The organism is Priestia sp. D51, from assembly GCF_053345675.1.
Genome location: NZ_JBLTIR010000003.1, coordinates 928,854 through 950,338, shown reverse-complemented (window position 1 = coordinate 950,338; position 21,485 = coordinate 928,854). Strand labels below are relative to the sequence as shown.

Below are 21,485 nucleotides of genomic sequence, written 5' to 3'. Positions count from 1 at the left end.
TTCCAGTTTGCAAATACCTATTTTCAAGCTGTCTATAAAAATAGGCCCATGCTGTTAAAAGCATGAGCCTATCTTACAATATTTTTGTACACAATAAGGTAATGAAAAGTAATTTATGCTTTGGGGAATCACATAAATTATGACAACATAGGTATAAATAAATACTTACATGCGAAACGTAAAGCATTCATTATTTAAATTGTACTTGGATAATAGAAAGCAATGCCACTTTTTTTAATTTAAATATATTTTTTTAATTTACATATCAGGTTAAAAAACTTTCATTTATTGAGATTTTACCGAACTTAATCCGTTAGAAAAACTGCAGATAAAAAGTTCTCCCCCAAAAAAACAGTTTCTAAGTCAATAGCTTCACTTATGAGACAGCCTTTTCTTTTCCATCTATTATTTTACCCAGCTTTCCGTCACTTTTTTATTTTTAGAAATCCAGTTTTTCACACCTTTTGTTTCGTCTTTTGCACTGTTAATTTCTGATTCTAAAGATGCTAGTTGATCGTCACTAATAGAAAAATCTTTCAGCCACTTTGCTGCTTCTGGATAATCTTCTTTAAATCCCTTTTTGCTAATCGACTGTATTTTTTCAGGTCCAGTTGGATTCATCGTATTTTTGGGATCTTTTAAGTATCTGAGATTATACTTTTCAAAAGCCCAGTGGGGGCGCCATAACGTAACAACAATGGGTTCTTTATTAGCAATGGCTTTATCCAATTCCGATAGCATCGCAGCTGTACTGCTCTCTACTAAATTCCAGTCTGTTAACCCATAGCTGGGCATGGCATGGTCTTTCGTAAGACCATTGATTCCAGATCCCGGTTCAATGCTAATAATCTTTCCGTTAAACTCCCCTTTCTTATTTTTTAAATCACCTATCGACTGCGCGTCTACATAGTCGGGAACGGCTAATCCGCTGTCTGCTTGATCGTACCAAGTGCCGAGAACGTCTACTTGTTTTCCGAATCTTTTCATGTAAGAACTATGGGTAGTAGGCATCCATACATCCAAAAATAAATCAATATTTCCTTGAGCAACTCCTGAGAAAAGCGGGGCTACGTCACTTTGAACTGCTTTAACTTTATAGCCTTTTTCCTCTAATAATTCCTTCCATAAAAACGTAACGGCTACGGCTTCGTCCCATGGTATGTACCCAATTGTAATTTCTTTTTTAGTCGTCGTGCCGCTTGCCGTATTGCTATTTCCGCATGCAGAGACAAGCAGCATGACGACGATTGTTAGCATAATAAAAGAAATTTTTTTTGAATGTTTCATCTAATCCCACCTTTATCCATTTTATTTGCTTGATTGAATATCTTGGCTTTTTCGAGTAGAAAGATGCGTTAAACGATCTAAGATAACGGCAATAATAACAACCGCAATCCCACCGATAAACCCTAAGCCTACATCCAGCATACTGATGCTTCGTAATACCTCTGCACCTAGGCCTCCCGCACCGACCATGGAAGAAATAACAACCATCGAAAGAGACAGCATAATAACTTGGTTGACACCCGACATAATCATAGGCAAAGCGAGCGGCAGCTGGACTTTAATTAATTTTTGCCATTCTGTCGCTCCAAAAGCTTCCGCTGCTTCTAAAGTAGTGTGCGGAACTTGCTGAAGCCCAAGCAGCGTCAGACGAACGGCAGGCGGCATTGCGAAAATAAACGTAGCAATAAGAGCTGTAACATTCCCTAATCCAAATAAAAGTACGGAAGGAATTAAGTAAACAAAAGCAGGCATCGTTTGCATAATATCAAGAATAGGCTTTATGACTGCCCCCACTTTGTTAAAGCGGTGTGATAATATGCCTAAAGGAACGCCAAATAAAAGTGAGATAATCGTAGAAGCTAAAACGAGAGATAAGGTCAGCATTGATGCTTCCCATAAATCCAAGCTAATAATAAGAAGTAACCCAAAACACGTAAATGCAGCTATCTTCCAATCTGTCAACCATAGCGCTAATAGAACAAAAACAAGGACAGTTACTAGCGGAGGAGAGGCTGTCAATGCCCATTCAAGGCTGCTGATTAAACTGGTCATTATCTGGTTGATTCCAGTAAATACACCTGAAAAACTATCAATCATGTAATCAACAAATGAATTTGCCCATTTATCTAAAGGAATACGAGGAATCATCGCAGCATTCACCATCATATTTATCGAACCTCCACTTGATATGATTTAACTTCTTGCTGCTCGGTCACTGCAATACGTTCAGTGAGATTTGCAATAAGAGTGCTCGGGGAAATCATACCTTGTAGGCGATGATGATTATCAACAATGACTACAGGCGAATGACTGTCTGTAAATAGAGGAATCATTTCTTGTAAAGACATATCAGGATTGACGCAATGCGGCTGTGTCAATGCTTTTCCTTTTAAATCATGTTTATGAGCTTCAATAAGCTCCATCACTGTATAGATGCTCATCATACCTAATAAGCGGTCAGAACTATCAAGAACAAAAATCGCAGATAAATGATTGGTTCTCATTCTTCTTAATATAACTTGTGGTGATTCATACTCATAGGCAGCCGTTTCTACCGGAATAACAGCGTCTTTAGCAAGGCGGATTTTTCCGTAATTAACGTCTTGAACAAGCAGTTTTACATAATCGGTTGCGGGTTGACTTAAAATATCTTCAGCCGTTCCAAGCTGTACAATCTCTCCGTCTTTCATCACGGCAGCCCGGTGCCCTAAAGTTAATGCTTCATCTAGATCATGCGTTACAAAGATAACTGTTTTTTGTACTTCTCCTTGAATATCAAGAAATAGCTTTTGCATATCTCTTCGAATAAGAGGATCTAACGCCGAAAAAGGCTCATCCATCAGCAAAATCTCTTGTTCAGAAGCAAGGGCTCTCGCTAATCCAACCCGCTGCTGCATACCTCCTGATAATTCATAAATTCTTTTATAAGCTTGTCCATTTAACCCCACCATTTCAAGCGCCTCTTTCCCTCGCTTTTCCCTTTCGCTTGCTGATACACCTTGTATCTCTAGACCGAATGTAATGTTGTCAATCACGGTGCGGTTTGGAAGGAGGCCCACATTTTGAAAGACCATCCCAATTTTATTTCTCCGGACTTCCTGAAGCTGTCTTTTTGGCATATGAGAAATATCTGTGTTTTCTAGATATACCGTCCCTTCTGTCGGTTCTACAAGCCCGTTCAAGCATCGAAGTAAAGTAGATTTCCCGCTTCCTGATAATCCAATTAACACAAAGGTTTCTCCCTTTTTCACCTCGAAATGAGCATTGTAAATAGCAACGGTTGTCTTAGTAGCTTGTTCGACTTCATATTTACTTTCTCCAGCTTCTCTCAGCTTAAGAGCCTGTTCTTTTTGACGGCCAAATACTTTTGAAACATCGGTAACGCGGATAATGGGTTCTGTTAGGTTAGAGCTTGTACTCAATTTATTTCCCCCTTTTTTTAAAGTAGATTGTTAGAGGTGGTCTGACACCTCAAGGTAACGTGTCAGACCACTTCTACTTACTATTCGACCTTCATACCGATTGCTTCCAATACATAATTGTAAAATTGAGAAACGTGCTGTTCGATAGGTACTAAAATACCTCCTTCTTTATAAGATTTTGAGCTCATATTTTCTTGACACCACTCACACGCTTCAAAGTCTTGTAAATTAACGCGATGAAATAATTCCACGGCATCTTTTGGGTCAAAATCAGGCTTAGCCATTTCTTCCGGGTCGAATAACCATTCACAAATCACTTTAGACTTTTCCGCACTAATTGGAATAATACGATGAATAATAACGTGATCCGGTGTTAAGTTGATAAATACAAGCGGCAGAACGGTAATGCCAAAATACGTGCGGTCATCTTCCGGAAGCAATCCTTTTAGCATAGGACGGCTTCCTTTCCCGCTGATTGAAAAAGCTTCTAATTCATTCCCAAACTTAGCTCCGCCTCCCACGGAACTTTGAGTGCCGACTCCCGAACGAAATTCAGGCAGCGTTGCCGTAAGTTCAGGATGAATAGAGGAACAGTGATAGCACTCTTGAAAGTTTTCTACAATAAGCTTCCAGTTTGCCTCGACTTCATATTCTTCACGATGAGCGGATTTTAAATTTTGAATTTCATATCTAGCAAACGTATAAAGTTCTCCAAAACGATCAAAAATTTGTGCGTCTAGCTGATATTCAACAGATATAGGATTGTCAGATAAATTAACCCAAACCATGCCGTGCCACACTTTAATGTGAACGGATGTTAGTCCGTAATTTTCATTATGCACGAGTTCTTCTCGACAGCGGCTTGTGTTAGGAACACCCACTAAATCACCATCTAAGCTATAGCTCCACGAATGATATGGACAGCGAATAACACCTGCTTTACCGGATGCTTGGCTGCACAGCTTAGCTCCTCGATGCCGACATACGTTCAAGAATCCACGCAGCACGTGATCTTTTCCTCTAGTAATTAAAATATTTTCGCCTTCAACTCTCGTCGTAATATATTGTCCTGGTTCCGCTATTTCGTATTCAAATGCAACTAAACTCCATGATTTAGAAAATATATGATCTTTTTCTAACTTAAAAATGTCCGAAGATGTATACAGCTCTCCTCTCAACGTGGGCTCAAGTCTCCCATTATCATTCACTAAACCATGTTCCATAACCATCTACTATTCCTCCTTCGCTTCTTTAGAAACATTTAAATAGAACCATTCGCAAGAGCTGACGACGATTTATACTATTTTATTCGCCGCAAATCGCTGCGGAGTAAACAAATCAATTGGGTGATTAGTTTTTCCCTCTATCACTAAATCTGCTAAAATCTCTCCTACTACGCTTGCAAACTTAAAACCATGTCCAGAAAATCCAGCTGCAATCGCTACTTGAGGATATTCAGGATGCAGTGAAATGACAAAATGTTCATCTGGTGTATTGGTATACATGCACGTTTTCCCTTGTAAAAATCGACCGTTAAGCTGTGGAATACCTTGAGCTAGATAGTGCCGCATCATGTTCACTTCGTCTTCATATATATTTCGATCAATCGTTTCCGGAGTGCACGCTGTTCCTTTTCGAAAAAACGCCACTTTTGCTCCTTCAGCCTTTAATCCAAACGAAGGGAAACCATACAACTGTACATAATCATCTGCTTCCCAAATATAAATCGGCTGTTTTCCCACTGAAAAAACATCTATTCCTTGTGTTGGTTCAAAAAACATTTGCACATGACGCTCTACTTGTAAGCTAACACCCAAATCCCGTAATAAATCAGGTGCCCAAGCGCCTGCAGAAATAATGATTTTCCCAGCTTCATATACTCCATTAGCTGTTATAACGCGCACGCCTTCACCAGAAGGATGAGCTTCCCACGACACCACTTCCTCAAAAAAATGAAGCTCAGCTCCGTACTTTTCTGCTTGAAGAAGGTGAGTATATACGCTCGCTTCCGGCCTAACGAATCCAGCTCTTTCTTCATATAGAGCAACCGTAGCAGGTGAAGGTGTAAACGCCGGAAACCGTTTGTAAATATCCTTTGCTTCTAGAATCTCATACGCAAGATTCCACTGTTTAGAGCTTTCGATGCTTCCAGAAACCGTCAAGCTATCAGGAGGTCCCATCATAAGTCCACCGGTAACCGTAAGAATTTCTTGACCGCTTTCTCTTTCAATTTCATTCCATAATTCGTAGGCGCGAAGCAATAATGGAACGTAAGCAGGGTCTTCAAAATACGACTGTCGAATGATTCTAGAACCGCCGTGACTCGATCCTAGGTCATGAGCGGGACCGTATTGTTCTAACCCCAATACCCGCTGACCTTTTTTGGCGAGCTGATAAGCAGCCGTACTCCCCATAGCTCCTAATCCGATAATAATGACATCATAATGTGTTGACATCTGCATTCCTCCTGTCTTTCGATTGATCAATTAAACTACCGCTGGGGAGTGTGTCATCATTGTTGCTTGATAACGCTGACCAAAGTATTCAACTTCTAAAACCATTTCTTCATGTACGGCTTGAGATAATAAAGTGTGTACAATTCCTTTTCCTAAGCTGTATGAATAGCCGGCACTTGTCACAAATCCGAGGGCTGTTTCTCCATAAAAGACCGGTTCATATCCCATTACTATCGCTGAAGGATCATCTAATATGAGCGTCGCTAATACTGTTTCAGAATTTTTTCGCTGACGATCAAGCAATGCCTCTTTTCCAATAAAAACTGGTTTTGTTAAATCAACCATTTCATGAAGGTTAACTTCATATGGATGATGCTCGCTCCAAAAGTCTTTCCCGCTTTTTAACGAAAAAGATTCAATTCGAAGATTTTCAAGAGCTCGGTCTCCCGCGGCAATCAGCTGATAAGGCTGTCCTTGCTCAATTAATACATCCCATAAATTCAGACCTTGATCAGAAGTCGTAATCAACTCCCAGCTCTCCATTCCCCCGTAGGAATCACGCAGAGCAAGAACTGAACTCTTTTCAATAAACAAGGTTTTCGCTTGCCCTTCAATCCAAGTGCTGCTAAGTTCTGAGCGTTGAACCACGGACTTCATTACTCCTGTAGCTTTAGGACCAATTAATGCTATACTGCATGTCCCTGACGTTACATCTTGAAAAACAACTTGACCGTTTTGAGGCACGTGTTTTTGAATCCAGCTTGCTTCTACGGCTCCCGTACAAACAATCAAGAAAGTGGATATATTTTTGCGAATAACCGTTATTTGATCTTTTATGCCGCCTCGCTCATGCAACATACACGTACGTATGCTTTGCCCTACTGCAATGTCTATATTTCCTGTCGTTAGCTTCTGTAAAAACTGGAGAGCTCCTTCCCCTTTAATTTCCAACCTTTTCTTTGCTGCCGTTGTATCGTAAATCGCCGCGTACTGACGAGTATGCAACTGTTCAGCCTCGATAATCGGTGACCAATATTCAGCCGACCACCCCTTTCTTATAACCATCTTCTTTTCATATGTGGATATAAGCGGATAGTTAGCTTCATACCACTGCGGCTGCTCCCACCCTGCTTTTTCGTTAAAATACGCTTTTAGTTCTTGCTGACGCATATAAAATGGACTTACGCGCATGTTTCGCGATACTTTTCGCTGCATAAATGGATGATGAATGCTATAAACCTCTTCATATTCTTCAATAGACCGCTGTTTGTAATAAACAGGGCTGCATGCATACGTATCGAAACGATTAATATCGCATAGCTCCAAATCCACAGTCGGTGCACCATTCATCAGCCATTCAGCCATTTGCCTAGCAACACCTGCAGAGTGCGTTACCCATATGGCTTCGGCTACCCAAAATCCCCCTACTGCTTGTGATTCGCCAAGCAGCGGCATCCCATCAGGTGTGAAGGAAAAAATGCCGTTCATTCCTTTTTTTATTCCTGGCTGTTTTAATGCCGGAATTAGTTCCAATGCATCTTCCCACGGTTTTTCAAAATCTTTTGGTGTAAAAGGTTTAACAGAAGGCATTTCTTTTGTTTCTCCGTATTTTGTAATGTCACTGAGTTCGATTGGAAACGGCTCATGCTGATATGATCCAATCCCAAGCCCTTTCTCTACCTGACGAAAATAAATTGCATTATCTTGATCTCGAATAAGAGGAGTCGCGGCTTCTTCCGTTTCTCCGTTTAATTCAAGTAAATCATTTGTAAACACATATTGATGAGCCATCGGCTGAAGAGGAATTGTTACACCGACCATTTCTCCGATGCGAGGTCCCCAAAATCCGGCACAGCACACGATTACATCTGCTTCAAATTTTCCAGCGCTCGTGTACACTGCTTTTACTTGACCATTTGTCACTTCGATATTCGTCACTTCTGTATGACCGTAAAATTCTACTCCGCACTCTTTAGAAAAACTAGTCATTTTATCAACGGCATGCAAAGGTTTGGCAATACCGTCTGAAGGAACATAGAGACCTCCGCAAATACGATCAGGACAAATCAGCGAATTTTTTTCCGCGCATTCCTGCGGTGAAAGAAGAAGAGCTTCGATTCCCCATGAGCTGGCAACACCAGCCTTTCTCTTTAGGTCTTCTAATCGCTCTGGTGTACGGGCAACTTCTAAACTGCCGACAGGATAAAACGAGCGCTGTTCATCTGTACTCAACTCTTTAAAGATCTCGACTGTTTGAGAAGCTAGTGTTGTCAGGACTTTTGAAAAGCTAAGCTGAAATACAAGCCCCGGAGCGTGAGAAGTAGATCCTCCCGTTTCAAACAAAGGGCCTTGCTCAATCACTGTTATGTTTCTTTGCCCCATTTTACTTAAATAGTAGGCAATGCTGCACCCGACAATTCCAGCTCCTATCACTACTATCCTCTTATGTTCCATCACTTTATATCTCCCTCCTTTTTTGGTTTGAAGATGTTAAATATTGTCGATAGTTAATTATATTTTTAAGATTCACAATTTTCAAAGTATTTTGTTAAAAAGTGTGACATAGATTTTTTTAGACTTTCTTCCGCTAATGTTCGGATAACGCTTTCTTAACTTTAAAATATCAGAAAAACTGCCGTCTTTTTCTTTCTAATAACGAATTTTAAAGAAACTATCTATCTGTCAAAATGACACTTATCAATGAATGGTTATATCAAAAATGACGGAAAGAAGATAGCTAAAATAACTTAGCTATCTTCTTTTTAAACCATTTACTGATTAATTAATTTTGAAGGCTTAAATACTTCTGCTTATTTTTAGACCAAAGTTGCTTGTTTGACTACTTTTTTCATTTCTTCTGCAACGTTTCTTTTGTCTTTTTCACTTGTAATCCCCCCGCCTACAATCACAAGATCCGGCTGTGACTGCACGACTTCAGGAAGTGTATTCAGTTTAATACCTCCTGCCACCGCTGTTTTTGCATTTTTCACAACTCGTTTAATCGTTTGAAGCTGCTCGAACGGGGTTTCTCCTTCAGCTTGAAGATCATACCCTGTGTGTACACAAATATAGTCAACACCGAGTGCATCGACTTCTTTTGCACGTTGCTCAAGGTTTTTTACATTAATCATATCAACAAGAATTTGTGTTCCTTGTTTTTTGGCCTCTTCTACAGCGCCTTTTATAGTCGAATCATCAGTAGCGCCAAGAATCGTAATAATACTAGCACCCGCTTCAGAAGCTTTCATGACTTCGTAAGCACCTGCATCCATAATTTTTAAATCAGCTAATATCTTTAAAGACGGAAAGGCTTCCTTGATTTCTTTGACTGCTTTTAGCCCTTCGTTAATTACAACTGGAGTTCCAATTTCTACAATATCGATATACTCTTGAACCTCCTGCACTACTTCTTTTGCCTCTGAAATATTTACAAGATCCAATGCTAATTGAAGTTCCATACTTACTTCACTCCTTCATTAAATGGGGTTGTCTAGCATGAATTCATTGTAAAACCGTTACTTTCAAAAAAAAAGTAGGCACTTTTAAAACATATAGTCACTAAAAATATACTATGGATGCTTCGGTGTATCTTATCAATTGTGTTTATTTTAGAAAATTCTGAATAATAAAGACGTTTTTGTAACCTTCTCAAGAAAAGATTTTATCCCATATGTGTGGAGTTATTCATTTCAGGTTCTATAAAGGTTTCCATATAATTTTTTCCCCACTCATCCATGCTCTCAAGGATGGGCATCAAGCTTCTCCCGTGTTCAGTCAAGGAATATTCAACTTTTGGAGGGACAACCGGATAGACTTTTCGGTGAACGATTTGATCTTCTTCCAATTCTCGCAGCTGACTTACTAACATTCGCTGAGTAATTCCCGGCATCATGGACTTTAACTCCCCAAATCGTTTCGTCCCTTCTTTTCCTAGGTGCCACATAATCAGCATTTTCCACTTGCCTCCAATAATCGTTAACGTTAATTCCTTTTCACAGTTAAACGTTTTGCTAAAAAGTCTGCTCAATCCTTTTTCCTCCCTTTTTATGCGTAATAGTATAGTTTTAGACACTATATGAAAATAAAGTGTCTACTTATAAAGGAAAATTGTACCTGCTATACTGTAATCTGTAAAGGTGGTAAAAGACTATATTCACTGTAATAGGCCGTTAAAATAAAGGAGGAGATCAATTGGGCAGTGTAGCTCGTTCACGTGATAATTGTCTCAAGTCTCATTCACCACAAGCGTTAGAAGTGGATTCCATGACCTTTATCTTATTTGGAGCAACAGGAGATTTAGCTAAAAGAAAAATTTTTCCTGCGTTATATAATTTATTTTTAGATAAAAAGCTTCCTTCTTCCTTTTCTATTGTTGGTACGGATAGAAGCAACTGGTCTGATGATGCCTTTCAAATATATGTAGAAGAATCAGTAAAGACTTTTTCAAGGCGCTTTAGACAAGGTGAATCCAAGATAAAAGAATTTCTTAAGACAGTTCGCTATCATAAAATGGATGTTACCAATAGTGGTGGATATGACCAGTTGCTGTATGCTATTCAAGAAGGCGAAGCAGAATTAAATATTCCTGAAAATCGTCTTTTCTATTTATCATTGGCTCCTGAATTTGTAGACGTCATTGCTTCAAATATAAACAGCGGCGGATTAGGATCTACAAAAGGCTGGAAACGTCTTATTATCGAAAAGCCTTTCGGACACGATTTACAATCTGCTCAAGTGTTAAATCAAAAGCTTACTGAAACGTTCAATGAAGAAGAGATTTATCGTATCGACCACTATCTAGGAAAACCAATGATCCAAAATTTGGAGGCTTTAGCATCTGCAAACCCTATTTTACAAGCACTATGGAATCATCACTACGTTGCAAATGTCCAAATTACAGCTAGTGAAACAGTTGGTGTAGAAGAAAGAGCGTTTTACTATGATCAGGCCGGTGCAATTAGGGATATGTTCCAAAACCATATGCTTCAAATGCTTATGATGACTGCCATGCAGCTGCCAAAGACACTTAACATCCCAAAGACTCGCCAACAAAAGATAAAAATTATGAAAAGCCTTCGTCCTCTACAAAAAGAGTTTATCCATTCGAACGTCATAAGAGGTCAATACGAAGCGGGAAAAATCCAAAATCGTTCCGTTATAGGATATAAAGAAGAGCCCGGCATCAATGCTGCTTCCGTCAATGACACATTTATAGCAGTCCGGGTATGGATTGATCATGAGCTTTGGAAAGGAGTACCTTTCTATCTTCGCACAGGAAAAAGAATGAGTAAAAAATGCACGCGTATCGTCATTGAATTTAAACATCCTTTAAAGGATGTTTATACAGACGAAGAAATTATTCCCAACCTTTTGGTTGTCGAAATCAGCCCAAATGAAGGTATATCACTGCAATTAAACAGCAAAAACCCTTTGAATGATAATAAAATCGAACCTATTTTTATCAATTTCTCAACAAATCAAAGAGAAGTACCCGAAGCTTATGAACTGCTGTTAGTTGATGCTTTACAGGGAGACTCCACATTTTTTGCTCATTGGGAAGAAGTTGAATTATCTTGGAAATGGGTGCAACCTATTTTAGAAGTTTTTAATGATGAACGCTTTCCTCTTCATTTTTATCCTGCGGGTACGATGGGACCAGCGGCTTCAAATCATTTGTTAGAAGACGACGGGTTTAAGTGGTGGTGATTACTTTTAATCTCGTTAAAAAGAGGCTGGGGTAAAAGCATTTTATTTGAAGAAAGATCCGAACGATGAAGCGAGATTCTTGATGGAGAATCCAACTCGTTCGGACTTTTTCATTGTGGTCGTAAACGTAAGTTTACTGCATGTAGTTGCTTCTAGTTGTTCGTATTTTCTTTATTTAATATCAGCCATTTGATTTTTCGATCTCGCTCTTTTCTTTCTTGTTCATCAACTAAATCATATTTCTTCAGCAAATGAAACATCTCGTTTAATGTTGTTTGCGAAGGATTTCGTACGAGAAACTCATGAAATAACGAGCGAATATCTTCTGGCAGCCATTGTGACTGCGAGTTAAACTTCTGCTGTACATCTTCTACCGAGTGGTCTAAATTACATTTACCCATACCTTTTCCTCCTTTTTCATGTAACTTTTTTACATTTTTAGTCTTCTTTTCGTTTAAACGTACTTGGCATAACAACTGCTACAACTTCTCCGGTCGCAACAATGATGTCACTCGCGTATACTTCTGTTTTAACTCTCCATTTCTTCGGGTGAATTTCTTCAACCGTTCCTATTGCTTTTAGTACTTCACCCTGGGGCGTTGGTTTTTTAAAATCCACGTGGAGAGAACCGGTAACAAATCGCGGCGGCTCTGCTGAATCTCCTATTTCGCAGCCATTTTTACGGTATAGAGCAAGAGAAGCAGAGCCTGTTCCATGACAATCAATCAGTGATGCAAGAAGTCCGCCATATACAAATCCTGGTATAGCTGTATGTTCAGGCTTAGGTGTATAAAGGGTAATTGTTTTTTCTCCTAGCCATCCTGTCCGAAAATGATAGCCGTCTTGATTTAATCGGCCGCAGCCGTAACACCATGCAAAATCATCCGGATATTCGTCTTGAATCGCTTTTACTACTTTTTCCATGGTTCACCACTCCTTTTTTCGGAATATTTTAACACATTTTCTCTTACAATCGTTAGAACTAAACGGACTATTTTCACTCTTAAATAATGAAAAATCATAGAATAAAAGCCTCACTTAAAAAATAAGTGAGGCCTTATCGTTAAAATTCTTCATAGGCAGCGGGGTCTTGATTATTAAGTCTTCCATCTTCGCGGTTCAATTCTGAAAGCATATTCATCTCCGTTTCATCTAAAGAAAATGAAAAAATCGATATGTTTTCAAGCTGCCGCTTGCGAGATGACGATTTTGGGATTGAAATGGCGCCTAGCTGATAATGCCATCGCAAAATCACTTGTGAAACTGTTTTATTATGACGGTCGGCAATTTGTTTAATTGTTTCATTTTCTAAAACAGCACTCGCTCGTCCTAGTGGACTCCAAGATTCAATTTGAATGTTTTTCTCTTGATACCAATTCCGATATTGATGTTGATTAAAAAAAGGATGCAGTTCTATTTGATTGATGCTTGGTAAAATGCCGGTCTCTTTTTCCAAGCGCTCAATATGCTCGGGAAGAAAATTACAAACACCAATTGAACGAATCAAGCCCCAGCGCTTCGCATCAATCAGTGCTTGCCAAGCTTCTACATAATGATCTTGTTTAGGATTAGGCCAATGAATAAGATACAAATCGTAATAGTCTAAATTCGCCCGATATAAAGATTCTTGAATGGTAGGAATTGCTTTGTCATACGTATGGTATCGCCCTGGGAGTTTAGAGGTAACAAATAGTTCTTGTCTAGAAACCGGTGTTTTTCGGAGAGCTTGCCCCACAGTGCCTTCATTTTCGTAATTATAAGCCGTATCAATTAAACGATACCCTACATCAATCGCACTCGTTATAGCGTTGACTCCTTCATTTCCGTTAAGCTTGTATGTACCAAAACCTATAGCAGGCAAGGTTACCCCGTCATTAAGGGTTATTTCAGGAATTACTTTACTCATTATTATCCACTCCTTTCGATCATGCCCTAAGGTTAGCATATATTATCCAATACTTGAATAAATTTGCATCACTCCTTTTCACAAAGGAGTGATGCTTTTAAAACAATCCAAAAAGCGATTACGGAGAAACCTCCGTTTTAAACTCGTTAACTTCGCACTTTTCTGCTTCTTTCTTGTTTTTAGTTAACGTAAAGAAAGCTACAAAACCTAAAAGCGCCGTACTAAATAAGATAGCAGCCATCGGAATCGCTGTTGTTTCGTTAATCCCCACTAAAGGAGAAACAATTGATCCTAAAGTTAGTGGAAGCATCCCTAATACGGCACTCGCACTTCCCGCTCTATGTCCTTGATTTTTCATGGCTAATGTCACCGATCCTGTAATCGTCATTCCTATAGAGATCATGTAAATAAAAATCGGAATTACAAGCGTAGCAAGCGGTCCTTTAAGCATAGTCATGATAAGAAGTACGCTAGTAGCACTTACAGCCGTAATCACGGCAATGCGAAGCAGGCTTCTTTCATGGATAATTCCGCTAAAGCGCCCAATAATAAAGCTTCCAGTCACAATAGCCAAGCCGTTAATACCAAACAAAATGCTAAAAACTTGCGGAGAAACATGGTATATCCCTTGATAGACAAATGGAGTGCCTGATACATAAGCAAAGCTTCCTCCATGGACCAGTCCGATAATTAGGGCATACCCAATAAAAGAACGGTCTTGTAATAAACTGCCCATTGTGCGAACAGAATGACCAATTGAACTTGGTGTTCTATTTTCAATGGGCAAAGTTTCTTTTAAACGCATTGAGATTGTTAAAACAATTAAAAGACCTATTAAACTTAAAAACAAGAAAATAGTATGCCAGCTTGCAAAAGGAAGAAGTAAAATAGCACCTCCGGCCATTGGTGCTATCATTGGTGCAAAGGCATTGATAACCATTAACAGAGCAAAAAACTTCGTAAGTTCTCTTCCGCTAAAAACGTCTCTGACAATGGCGCGAGAAAGAACAACTCCTGCCGAAGCCGTAAACCCCTGCAAAAAGCGTGCAATAACTAAAGCCGTGATAGTAGGAGCCAGTGCACAGAGCAATGACGATAACATAAATAAAGAGATGGAGATGAGTAAAGGTCCTTTTCGTCCCTTTGCATCACTGATTGGACCAATCACGATTTGACCAACGGCAAGTCCTAGTAAACACGATGTTAAGCTAAGCTGTACAAGTGAAGCTCGCGCATCTAAATGATCAGCAATAGCAGGAAAACTTGGCAAATACATATCGATATTAAGCGGACCTAATATCGCAAGCGTGCTGAGAAGAAACGCCAATCCTAGACGTTTTTTTCCAGTTGGATTATGAAGCATAATAGCAGAGCACCTTCCTTACCTAAATATTGTATTTTCACAGATAACCTTTAGTCTATTGAAAGGCATCTCTTCTGTCTAGGACATTTGTCTAGAGATGCAGATAAAGTTCCACTGGAAAAGAAGAAGGTATGAGTAACTACAACTACATACGGTTAACATAAAAAACAGCGCTTGAAATTCCTCCAAGCGCTGTTTTTTATATACTATCTAATGCCTGCTGTAAATCTCTCATAATATCTTCCCAAGCTTCCAGCCCAACTGATAAACGAAGAAGTTCATTTGAGATGCCCATTTCTTTTCGAGCTTCTTCCGGCACAACTGCATGCGTCATCGAGGCAGGATGCTGAATAAGTGTTTCAGCATCGCCAAGACTCACCGCGATGGAAATGAGCTTAAGCTGATTCACCACTTTTACGGTTTCTTCATAACCTCCTTTCACTTCAAAGGAGAGAAGCCCCCCTCCTTTTTTCATTTGCTTTTGCATGAGGGAATAAGCAGTGCTCTTTTTATCACCTGGATAATAAACGGCTTTCACCTTGGGATGGAGACTTAATTGTTTTGCGATATGTTCAGCATTTTCACAGTGACGATCCATTCGAACGGCCAGCGTTTTTAAGCCTCGGAGTAACAGCCAAGCATCAAACGGTGAAAGAATGCCTCCGATATCTTTTTGCGTCGTTTTGCGCAGTACGGAAATAACCTCTTCGTTCCCTACTACAATTCCCGCGACAACATCTCCGTGTCCACCAATAAATTTTGTTGCGCTATGAATGACTAAGTCGCATCCAAGCTTCAGCGGCTGCTGCAAATAAGGAGTTGAAAAGGTATTGTCTACTACCACTGGAATTCCTTTTTGTTTGGCGATACAAGTAACTAACTCTAAATCTACTAAAGTCATAGTGGGGTTAATCGGTGTTTCAATATAAATACATGCTGTATCTTCTTTGATAGCAGCAAGAATTTCTTCCTCAGTTTCCAAGTTGGAAAAAGAATGACGGATTTGATATTTTTCCTCAAGCATTTCCAGTAAACCAAACGTGCATCCATACACTCCTTTTGAACACAAAATATGATCGCCTGCTTTTGTAAGTCCAATCAATACAGCCGATACTGCAGCCATTCCCGATCCAAATGCCAAAGCGGCTTCTCCTTCTTCAAGCTGTGCCATACGCTCTTCTAAAATGGTGATCGTTGGATTAGATAACCGGGAATATACATAACCATCTTCTGCTCCGCTAAACCGGTTTGCACCTTGTTCTAGAGATGAAAATGTAAATGTAGACGTTTGATAAATAGGCGGAGCTAAACTATCAAAATGATGTTTTGATTCATACCCTGCGTGAATGGCTTTTGTTTCAAACTGATATTTCTCTTTTTCGTTCATACGGCTTCCCCCTTATGCAAACAAGCGCTGTGTCATCTTTAAAAATGTAAGCGTTTTCTTTTATTATATTTCTCTTTTCTTTTTTCGTTCCCTTCCTCCTCACTTAGATAATTCTACCGTAGAGAAAGAAGCGACATGCACCCTGCATCTCGCTTTACTTCATCATTTGTTTAATTAGTGTTGAATTACGCTTTTTGAATACTTCATTGTGAGAAGAAACCATAGCTGTCTTAGCCGCAGAAGGCTGAACGAATTGTTTTGCTTTGTTTACGGCATTAGCAGCATCTTGAAAAGCACCCGTAATTAAATGGACTTTCCCTTCGTGCATGAGAATATCTCCCGCTGCATATACGCCTTCTACAGACGTTTCGCTTGCTGCATTACCTGCGATGTAATAGTCATCAATGGTTTTGATATGTAGTTTACTGTTTTTTAACAGCTCTGTATCTCTTTCATAACCGTGATTAATGATAACTTCTTCAACCGGCAAATAAGAAATCTCACCGGTTTGATGATTAGTCAGCTCAACTGTTTCAATAAATTCATGCGTCGCATCAGCCACTAATTTTGTAATAGATGTGTTAAGCAGACAGTGAGCTGAACTGTTTATTAATTGTCTCACCTGCGCTTCATGACCAGTTAGTTCACTGTTTCGATATGTAATATATACCTTTTCAGCAACGGGCTCTAGCTCATTTGCCCAATCAATGGCTGAATTACCTCCTCCGGAAACAATCACCGTTTTATTTTTAAAATGCTGCAGAGATTTAACCGTATAGTTTAAGTTTGTTACTTCAAATCGTTCTGCCCCTTCGATTTTGAGCTTTTGCGGACTTAAAATACCTCCTCCCACAGCAAGGATAATCGTTTTAGAGTAATGATGTTTCCCTGAAGAACTCTTCAGCTGGAAAATACCATCTTCTAAGCGGGAAATGGAGTCAACTTTCTCATTTAAAACAACAGTCGGATCAAACGTCAGTCCTTGTTCCACAAGCTGTTCAATAAGCTTCGCACCAGTAATAGGCGTTTGGCCTCCGACATCCCAAATCATTTTTTCAGGATAAACGTGAAGTTTTCCGCCTAGTTTTGGCTGATATTCAATCAGCTTTGTTTTCATTTCCCTTAGGCCGCTATAAAAGGCAGAATAAAGGCCAGCCGGTCCCCCGCCTATAATTGTCACATCAAAAAGTTCATTGTGTATCATGCACGTTCACTCCTCGTAATCAATCGTTATTGATTATCATTCTCATTTAAATATACATCTTCTTCAACGTTTTGACAATAAAAATAACTATTGACATCCGGAAACGTTCGAATTATAGTATGTAAAGTAAACGACATTGATAATCATTATCAAGTATCGTTGTATTAAACGTAAACGGAGGGGCAAATATGGTTCGCCTATATACAGAGAAATTACATATTAGTTATGGTGAACGTCTAATAGTTAAGAATTTAAGCGTTAACATTCCAGACAAAAAGATTACCACGATTATTGGTTCAAACGGATGCGGCAAATCAACGCTTTTAAAAGCCATCACCCGCATTATTTCCCATCAATCTGGCTCCGTCATTTTAGATGGCGAAAACATTTCAACAGAACATACAAAATCACTCGCTAAAAAAATGGCGATTCTCCCTCAGACACCAGAAAGTGCCAGCGGCCTAACTGTTGGAGAACTTGTATCTTATGGGCGATTTCCCTATCAAAAAGGTTTTGGGCGTCTATCGAAAGAAGATTATCAAACGATTGACTGGGCGCTTGAAGTAACCGGAACAAAAGATTACAAGTTTCGTCCCGTTGACTCTCTTTCAGGGGGTCAGCGCCAGCGAGTGTGGATTGCGATGGCTTTAGCTCAAGAAACCGATATTATATTCCTCGATGAGCCTACTACCTACTTGGATATGGCTCATCAGTTAGAAGTACTTGAACTCCTGCAAAAACTAAACAAAGAGCAGGAACGTACAGTTGTAATGGTGCTTCATGATCTAAATCAAGCCGCTCGCTTTGCGGATTATATTATCGCTTTAAAAGATGGAGAAATTGTCAAAGCCGGAAAATGTGAAGAAGTCATTACGCAGGACGTTCTAAAAAAAGTGTTTCATATCGACGCTGAAATTGGGCGGGATCCGAGAACAAATAAACCAATGTGTATCACGTATAACTTATTAAGAGGAGATAACTAAATGAAAAAATTACTGCTTCCATTCATGCTTATATTCGTACTACTTATTAGTGCCTGCAGCAACGGTTCAACTGAAAGTAAAAATGATTCTAGAAAAAACAGCGAATCCAAGACGATCACATATCAATCTGAAGACGGCCCTGTAAAAGTTCCGGCTAATCCGAAACGTGTTGTTGTGTTAGGTTCCTATGCAGGTAACGTACTTTCTTTAGGTGTTAACATTGTCGGAGTGGACTCATGGTCTAAAATGAATCCCCGCTTTGAAAAGAAATTAAAAGGCGTCGAAGAAGTATCAGAGGAAAATTTAGAAAAGATCATTGAATTAAAGCCTGACTTAATTATTGGCTTATCTACTACAAAAAACATTGATAAATTGAAAAAAATTGCCCCTACTGTCACGTATACATACGATAAAGTAGATTACCTTACTCAGCATGTAGAAATTGGAAAGCTATTAAATAAAGAAGAAGAAGCACAATCATGGGTAGACGACTTTAAAAAGCGTGCGGCAAAAGCTGGTTCTGACATCAAAGCTAAAATTGGCGAAGATGCCACGGTTTCAGTTATTGAGAACTTTGACAAACAGCTTTATGTGTTTGGGAATAACTGGGGACGCGGAACGGAGATTCTTTATCAAGAAATGAAATTAAAAATGCCGCAGAAGGTAAAAAAAATGGCTTTGAAAGATGGGTACTATGCAATTTCACCGGAAGTTCTTCCTGAATATGCCGGAGATTATTTAATCTTTAGCAAAAACCAAGATGGAGATACATCATTTGAGAAAACAGATACGTACAAAAATATTCCTGCTGTAAAGAACAATCACGTATTTGAAGCAAATGCAAAAGAATTTTATTTTAATGATCCAATCACACTAGATTATCAACTAGATTTCTTTACTCAAAAATTTCTTGGCAAGTAATTCATTCAAGAGGAATTCTTTTTAGGATTCCTCTTGCTTTGTGTTACTAAATTTATTCTTACATGAAAAGATGGGTGTTTTATGAAAAAAGACAATCAGCGTTTCATTCCCTTTTTATATAAATTAATAGGTATGCTGTTCGTATTCATCACAATGTTTGTTTCTTCAATGGTTTTTGGGGCTGCTGACATATCGATAAAAGATGTATGGCTAGCACTTTCATCAAGCAGTGTAAACGAACAGATTTCGATCATCAGAGATATTCGTTTACCTCGTGAAATCGCCGCTGTTTTTGTTGGCGCTGCTTTATCAGTATCAGGGGCTATTATGCAAGGTATGACAAGAAACCCACTTGCAGATCCAGGACTTTTAGGGTTAACGTCTGGCGCAAATGCGGCTTTAGCTGTAACAATTGCCTTGATCCCTTCTATAAATTATTTGGGTATTACGATTGCTTGCTTTATAGGAGCCGGGGTTGGCGCAATCCTGGTGTTTGGAATTGCTGCTATAAAAAGAGGAGGATTTTCTCCGCTTCGAATTGTACTAGCGGGGGCTGCCGTTTCAGCATTTCTATATGCCATTGGAGAAGGCTTCGGTATTTATTTTAAGATTTCAAAAGATGTATCCATGTGGACTGCTGGCGGAATTGTAGGCACTTCTTGGGAACAGCTTCAAATCATTGTTCCTTTTATTCTCGGAGGTATATTCATTGCCCTTTTGCTTTCTCGGCAGCTTACTATTCTGAGCTTAAATGAAGAAGTGGCTGTAGGATTGGGCCAGCAAACGACAAAAGTCAAAACCATTTTATTTGTCGTCATGATTCTTCTTGCCGGCGCTTCTGTTGCACTAGTGGGAAACATGGTGTTTATCGGCTTGATGATTCCTCATATTGTACGAGGAATTGTAGGAACTGACTATCGTTTTATTATCCCTATGTCCGCTATCACTGGCGCAGCGTTTATGCTGCTCGCTGATACATTGGCTCGAACGGTCAGTGCTCCTTATGAAACACCGATAGCAGCAGTTGTATCGATGATTGGTTTACCTTTCTTTTTAGTGATTGTTCGTAAAGGAGGAAAAGCATTCTCATGATTCACCCAGCGCTTATTAGAAAACAACGAATAATTATGATGCTGCTCACTGTTTTGATTCTTGGAACGGTTGTGATAGGAATGGGACTCGGTGATGCACCCCTTCCTTACAATAAAGTGTTTCCTACTCTTTTTGGCAAAGGGAATTTTACAGATGAGTTCGTCCTTTTTTCAATTCGACTTCCGCGGATTATCATTACGCTTCTAGCAGGAATGGCTCTAGCTTTATCAGGAGCTATCTTACAAGGTGTTACGCGCAATGATTTAGCGGAACCTGGGATTATAGGAATTAATTCAGGAGCAGGAGCCGCAATTGCTGTGTTCTTTTTATTTTCCCCAATTGAAGCGGGCTCTTTCGTTTATGCCCTTCCGCTGGTAGGCTTTATCGGCGCCTTGTTGACAGCTGGTCTTATCTATCTTTGTGCATATAGTAAAAGCCAAGGACTGCAGCCTGTAAAGTTGATTTTAACAGGCGTAGGTTTTTCAATGGCTCTTTCTGGAATGATGGTGGTGATTATGTCATCAGCTGATCGGGTTAAAGTTGATTTTATTGCTAAATGGATTGCAGGCAGCATCTGGGGGACAGACTGGCCTTTTATATGGGCTCTTCTACCTTGGCTTCTTGTCTTGATTCCTTTTATATTGTACAAAGCAAACTCATTAAACATTTTTAATTTAAATGAAGCTGCAGCTATTGGAGTCGGAATTTCTCTGGAGAAAGAACGTGTAACATTGCTTTTAGCCGCGGTGGCATTAGCGGCAGCCGCGGTTTCAGTGACGGGCGGCGTGGCTTTTATTGGACTTCTTGCTCCTCATATTGCTAAAGGCTTAGTAGGACCGAGAAGTCAGCTTTTTATTCCCGTTGCTATTCTACTTGGCGGCTGGCTTTTGCTGATTGCTGATACGATAGGACATAACATTGCAAATCCTAACGGTATACCGGCAGGAATTATTGCCGCCGTAATAGGTGCTCCTTATTTTGTTTATTTGCTTTTGAAAAAATAATATGCAGACGCGCTTTTTTCAGAAAGCGCGTCTAG

General features: G+C 39.5%; 19 protein-coding genes. 5 read left to right on the top strand and 14 right to left on the bottom strand.

Translation table 11 applies throughout. The features are described from left to right. Positions 1–405: 405 nt before the first annotated feature. From ACNHOZ_RS16675 to ACNHOZ_RS16640, 8 genes are all read right to left on the bottom strand, one after another. The gene (locus tag ACNHOZ_RS16675; RefSeq protein ID WP_255900178.1) at positions 406–1,287 is read right to left on the bottom strand and encodes a glycine betaine ABC transporter substrate-binding protein; all 882 of its coding nucleotides are present in this window, start codon (positions 1,285–1,287) and stop codon (positions 406–408) included. Between the two features lie 21 nt (positions 1,288–1,308). Next, a complete protein-coding gene (locus ACNHOZ_RS16670) occupies positions 1,309–2,172 on the bottom strand; it encodes an ABC transporter permease (RefSeq protein WP_028413966.1) in 864 nt (287 codons plus the stop codon). Between the two features lie 2 nt (positions 2,173–2,174). Next, positions 2,175–3,428 (bottom strand): quaternary amine ABC transporter ATP-binding protein, encoded by a 1,254-nt coding sequence (locus ACNHOZ_RS16665; RefSeq protein WP_048018537.1) that lies wholly within the window; start codon positions 3,426–3,428, stop codon positions 2,175–2,177. An 80-nt stretch (positions 3,429–3,508) separates the two neighbouring features. Beyond that, the gene (locus tag ACNHOZ_RS16660) at positions 3,509–4,657 is read right to left on the bottom strand and encodes an aromatic ring-hydroxylating oxygenase subunit alpha (RefSeq protein ID WP_047930880.1); all 1,149 of its coding nucleotides are present in this window, start codon (positions 4,655–4,657) and stop codon (positions 3,509–3,511) included. A 66-nt stretch (positions 4,658–4,723) separates the two neighbouring features. Beyond that, positions 4,724–5,884 (bottom strand): N-methyl-L-tryptophan oxidase, encoded by a 1,161-nt coding sequence (gene solA / locus ACNHOZ_RS16655; protein WP_048018536.1) that lies wholly within the window; start codon positions 5,882–5,884, stop codon positions 4,724–4,726. A gap of 30 nt (positions 5,885–5,914) precedes the next feature. Then, entirely contained in the window at positions 5,915–8,338 is a 2,424-nt protein-coding gene (locus ACNHOZ_RS16650; RefSeq protein WP_230683544.1) for a GcvT family protein, read from the bottom strand. 362 nt (positions 8,339–8,700) lie between these two features. Beyond that, the gene (gene hxlA / locus ACNHOZ_RS16645; RefSeq protein WP_048018534.1) at positions 8,701–9,342 is read right to left on the bottom strand and encodes a 3-hexulose-6-phosphate synthase; all 642 of its coding nucleotides are present in this window, start codon (positions 9,340–9,342) and stop codon (positions 8,701–8,703) included. 203 nt (positions 9,343–9,545) lie between these two features. Then, complete coding sequence (locus ACNHOZ_RS16640; RefSeq protein WP_014460848.1) at positions 9,546–9,911, bottom strand: winged helix-turn-helix transcriptional regulator; 366 nt, start codon at positions 9,909–9,911, stop codon at positions 9,546–9,548. 164 nt (positions 9,912–10,075) lie between these two features. On the opposite strand from ACNHOZ_RS16640, the gene zwf reads away from it, so the two are divergent. Further along, positions 10,076–11,590, top strand: a complete 1,515-nt coding sequence (zwf, locus tag ACNHOZ_RS16635) for a glucose-6-phosphate dehydrogenase (RefSeq protein ID WP_080968563.1) — start codon at positions 10,076–10,078, stop codon at positions 11,588–11,590. Between the two features lie 152 nt (positions 11,591–11,742). Here the strand turns inward: zwf and ACNHOZ_RS16630 are convergent, their stop codons facing one another. The 6 genes from ACNHOZ_RS16630 to ACNHOZ_RS16605 form a co-directional block, all read right to left on the bottom strand. Further along, positions 11,743–11,991 carry a hypothetical protein gene (locus tag ACNHOZ_RS16630; RefSeq protein WP_013082444.1) on the bottom strand — a complete coding sequence of 83 codons (249 nt, stop codon included), beginning with the start codon at positions 11,989–11,991 and terminating at the stop codon, positions 11,743–11,745. 37 nt (positions 11,992–12,028) lie between these two features. Then, on the bottom strand, positions 12,029–12,514 hold the full coding sequence (locus ACNHOZ_RS16625) for a PaaI family thioesterase (RefSeq protein WP_048018533.1): 486 nt from the start codon (positions 12,512–12,514) through the stop codon (positions 12,029–12,031). A 139-nt stretch (positions 12,515–12,653) separates the two neighbouring features. Further along, positions 12,654–13,496, bottom strand: coding sequence for an aldo/keto reductase (locus ACNHOZ_RS16620; RefSeq protein WP_048018532.1), 843 nt, complete (start codon positions 13,494–13,496; stop codon positions 12,654–12,656). Positions 13,497–13,614: 118 nt separating this feature from the next. Beyond that, complete coding sequence (locus tag ACNHOZ_RS16615; protein ID WP_255900169.1) at positions 13,615–14,859, bottom strand: Bcr/CflA family efflux MFS transporter; 1,245 nt, start codon at positions 14,857–14,859, stop codon at positions 13,615–13,617. A 199-nt stretch (positions 14,860–15,058) separates the two neighbouring features. Next, entirely contained in the window at positions 15,059–16,246 is a 1,188-nt protein-coding gene (gene megL, locus ACNHOZ_RS16610; RefSeq protein ID WP_255900166.1) for a methionine gamma-lyase, read from the bottom strand. Between the two features lie 154 nt (positions 16,247–16,400). After that, on the bottom strand, positions 16,401–17,450 hold the full coding sequence (locus ACNHOZ_RS16605) for an NAD(P)/FAD-dependent oxidoreductase (protein WP_048018529.1): 1,050 nt from the start codon (positions 17,448–17,450) through the stop codon (positions 16,401–16,403). 188 nt (positions 17,451–17,638) lie between these two features. Here ACNHOZ_RS16605 and ACNHOZ_RS16600 point away from each other — a divergent pair, with 188 nt between their 5' ends. The 4 genes from ACNHOZ_RS16600 to ACNHOZ_RS16585 all read left to right on the top strand — a co-directional run bounded on the left by ACNHOZ_RS16600 (position 17,639) and on the right by ACNHOZ_RS16585 (position 21,450). After that, complete coding sequence (locus ACNHOZ_RS16600) at positions 17,639–18,433, top strand: ABC transporter ATP-binding protein (protein ID WP_048018528.1); 795 nt, start codon at positions 17,639–17,641, stop codon at positions 18,431–18,433. After that, on the top strand, positions 18,434–19,354 hold the full coding sequence (locus ACNHOZ_RS16595) for an iron-hydroxamate ABC transporter substrate-binding protein (protein ID WP_221831767.1): 921 nt from the start codon (positions 18,434–18,436) through the stop codon (positions 19,352–19,354). An 81-nt stretch (positions 19,355–19,435) separates the two neighbouring features. Then, entirely contained in the window at positions 19,436–20,446 is a 1,011-nt protein-coding gene (locus ACNHOZ_RS16590) for a FecCD family ABC transporter permease (RefSeq protein ID WP_221831769.1), read from the top strand. Further along, on the top strand, positions 20,443–21,450 hold the full coding sequence (locus tag ACNHOZ_RS16585) for a FecCD family ABC transporter permease (RefSeq protein ID WP_028413981.1): 1,008 nt from the start codon (positions 20,443–20,445) through the stop codon (positions 21,448–21,450). The genes ACNHOZ_RS16590 and ACNHOZ_RS16585 overlap by 4 nt, the downstream gene beginning before the upstream one ends. Positions 21,451–21,485 lie beyond the last annotated feature (35 nt).

Excerpts from the sequence above, each read along its gene's own strand:
- ACNHOZ_RS16670 (WP_028413966.1), bottom strand. The coding sequence starts at position 2,172 with ATGATGGTGAATGCTGCGATGATTCCTCGTATTCCTTTAGATAAATGG.
- megL (WP_255900166.1), bottom strand. The coding sequence starts at position 16,246 with ATGAACGAAAAAGAGAAATATCAGTTTGAAACAAAAGCCATTCACGCA.
- ACNHOZ_RS16660 (WP_047930880.1), bottom strand. The coding sequence starts at position 4,657 with ATGGTTATGGAACATGGTTTAGTGAATGATAATGGGAGACTTGAGCCC.
- ACNHOZ_RS16630 (WP_013082444.1), bottom strand. The coding sequence starts at position 11,991 with ATGGGTAAATGTAATTTAGACCACTCGGTAGAAGATGTACAGCAGAAG.
- ACNHOZ_RS16625 (WP_048018533.1), bottom strand. The coding sequence starts at position 12,514 with ATGGAAAAAGTAGTAAAAGCGATTCAAGACGAATATCCGGATGATTTT.
- ACNHOZ_RS16600 (WP_048018528.1), top strand. The coding sequence starts at position 17,639 with ATGGTTCGCCTATATACAGAGAAATTACATATTAGTTATGGTGAACGT.
- ACNHOZ_RS16590 (WP_221831769.1), top strand. The coding sequence starts at position 19,436 with ATGAAAAAAGACAATCAGCGTTTCATTCCCTTTTTATATAAATTAATA.
- ACNHOZ_RS16595 (WP_221831767.1), top strand. The coding sequence starts at position 18,434 with ATGAAAAAATTACTGCTTCCATTCATGCTTATATTCGTACTACTTATT.
- ACNHOZ_RS16585 (WP_028413981.1), top strand. The coding sequence starts at position 20,443 with ATGATTCACCCAGCGCTTATTAGAAAACAACGAATAATTATGATGCTG.
- hxlA (WP_048018534.1), bottom strand. The coding sequence starts at position 9,342 with ATGGAACTTCAATTAGCATTGGATCTTGTAAATATTTCAGAGGCAAAA.
- ACNHOZ_RS16605 (WP_048018529.1), bottom strand. The coding sequence starts at position 17,450 with ATGATACACAATGAACTTTTTGATGTGACAATTATAGGCGGGGGACCG.
- ACNHOZ_RS16650 (WP_230683544.1), bottom strand. The coding sequence starts at position 8,338 with ATGGAACATAAGAGGATAGTAGTGATAGGAGCTGGAATTGTCGGGTGC.
- solA (WP_048018536.1), bottom strand. The coding sequence starts at position 5,884 with ATGTCAACACATTATGATGTCATTATTATCGGATTAGGAGCTATGGGG.
- ACNHOZ_RS16615 (WP_255900169.1), bottom strand. The coding sequence starts at position 14,859 with ATGCTTCATAATCCAACTGGAAAAAAACGTCTAGGATTGGCGTTTCTT.
- ACNHOZ_RS16675 (WP_255900178.1), bottom strand. The coding sequence starts at position 1,287 with ATGAAACATTCAAAAAAAATTTCTTTTATTATGCTAACAATCGTCGTC.
- ACNHOZ_RS16620 (WP_048018532.1), bottom strand. The coding sequence starts at position 13,496 with ATGAGTAAAGTAATTCCTGAAATAACCCTTAATGACGGGGTAACCTTG.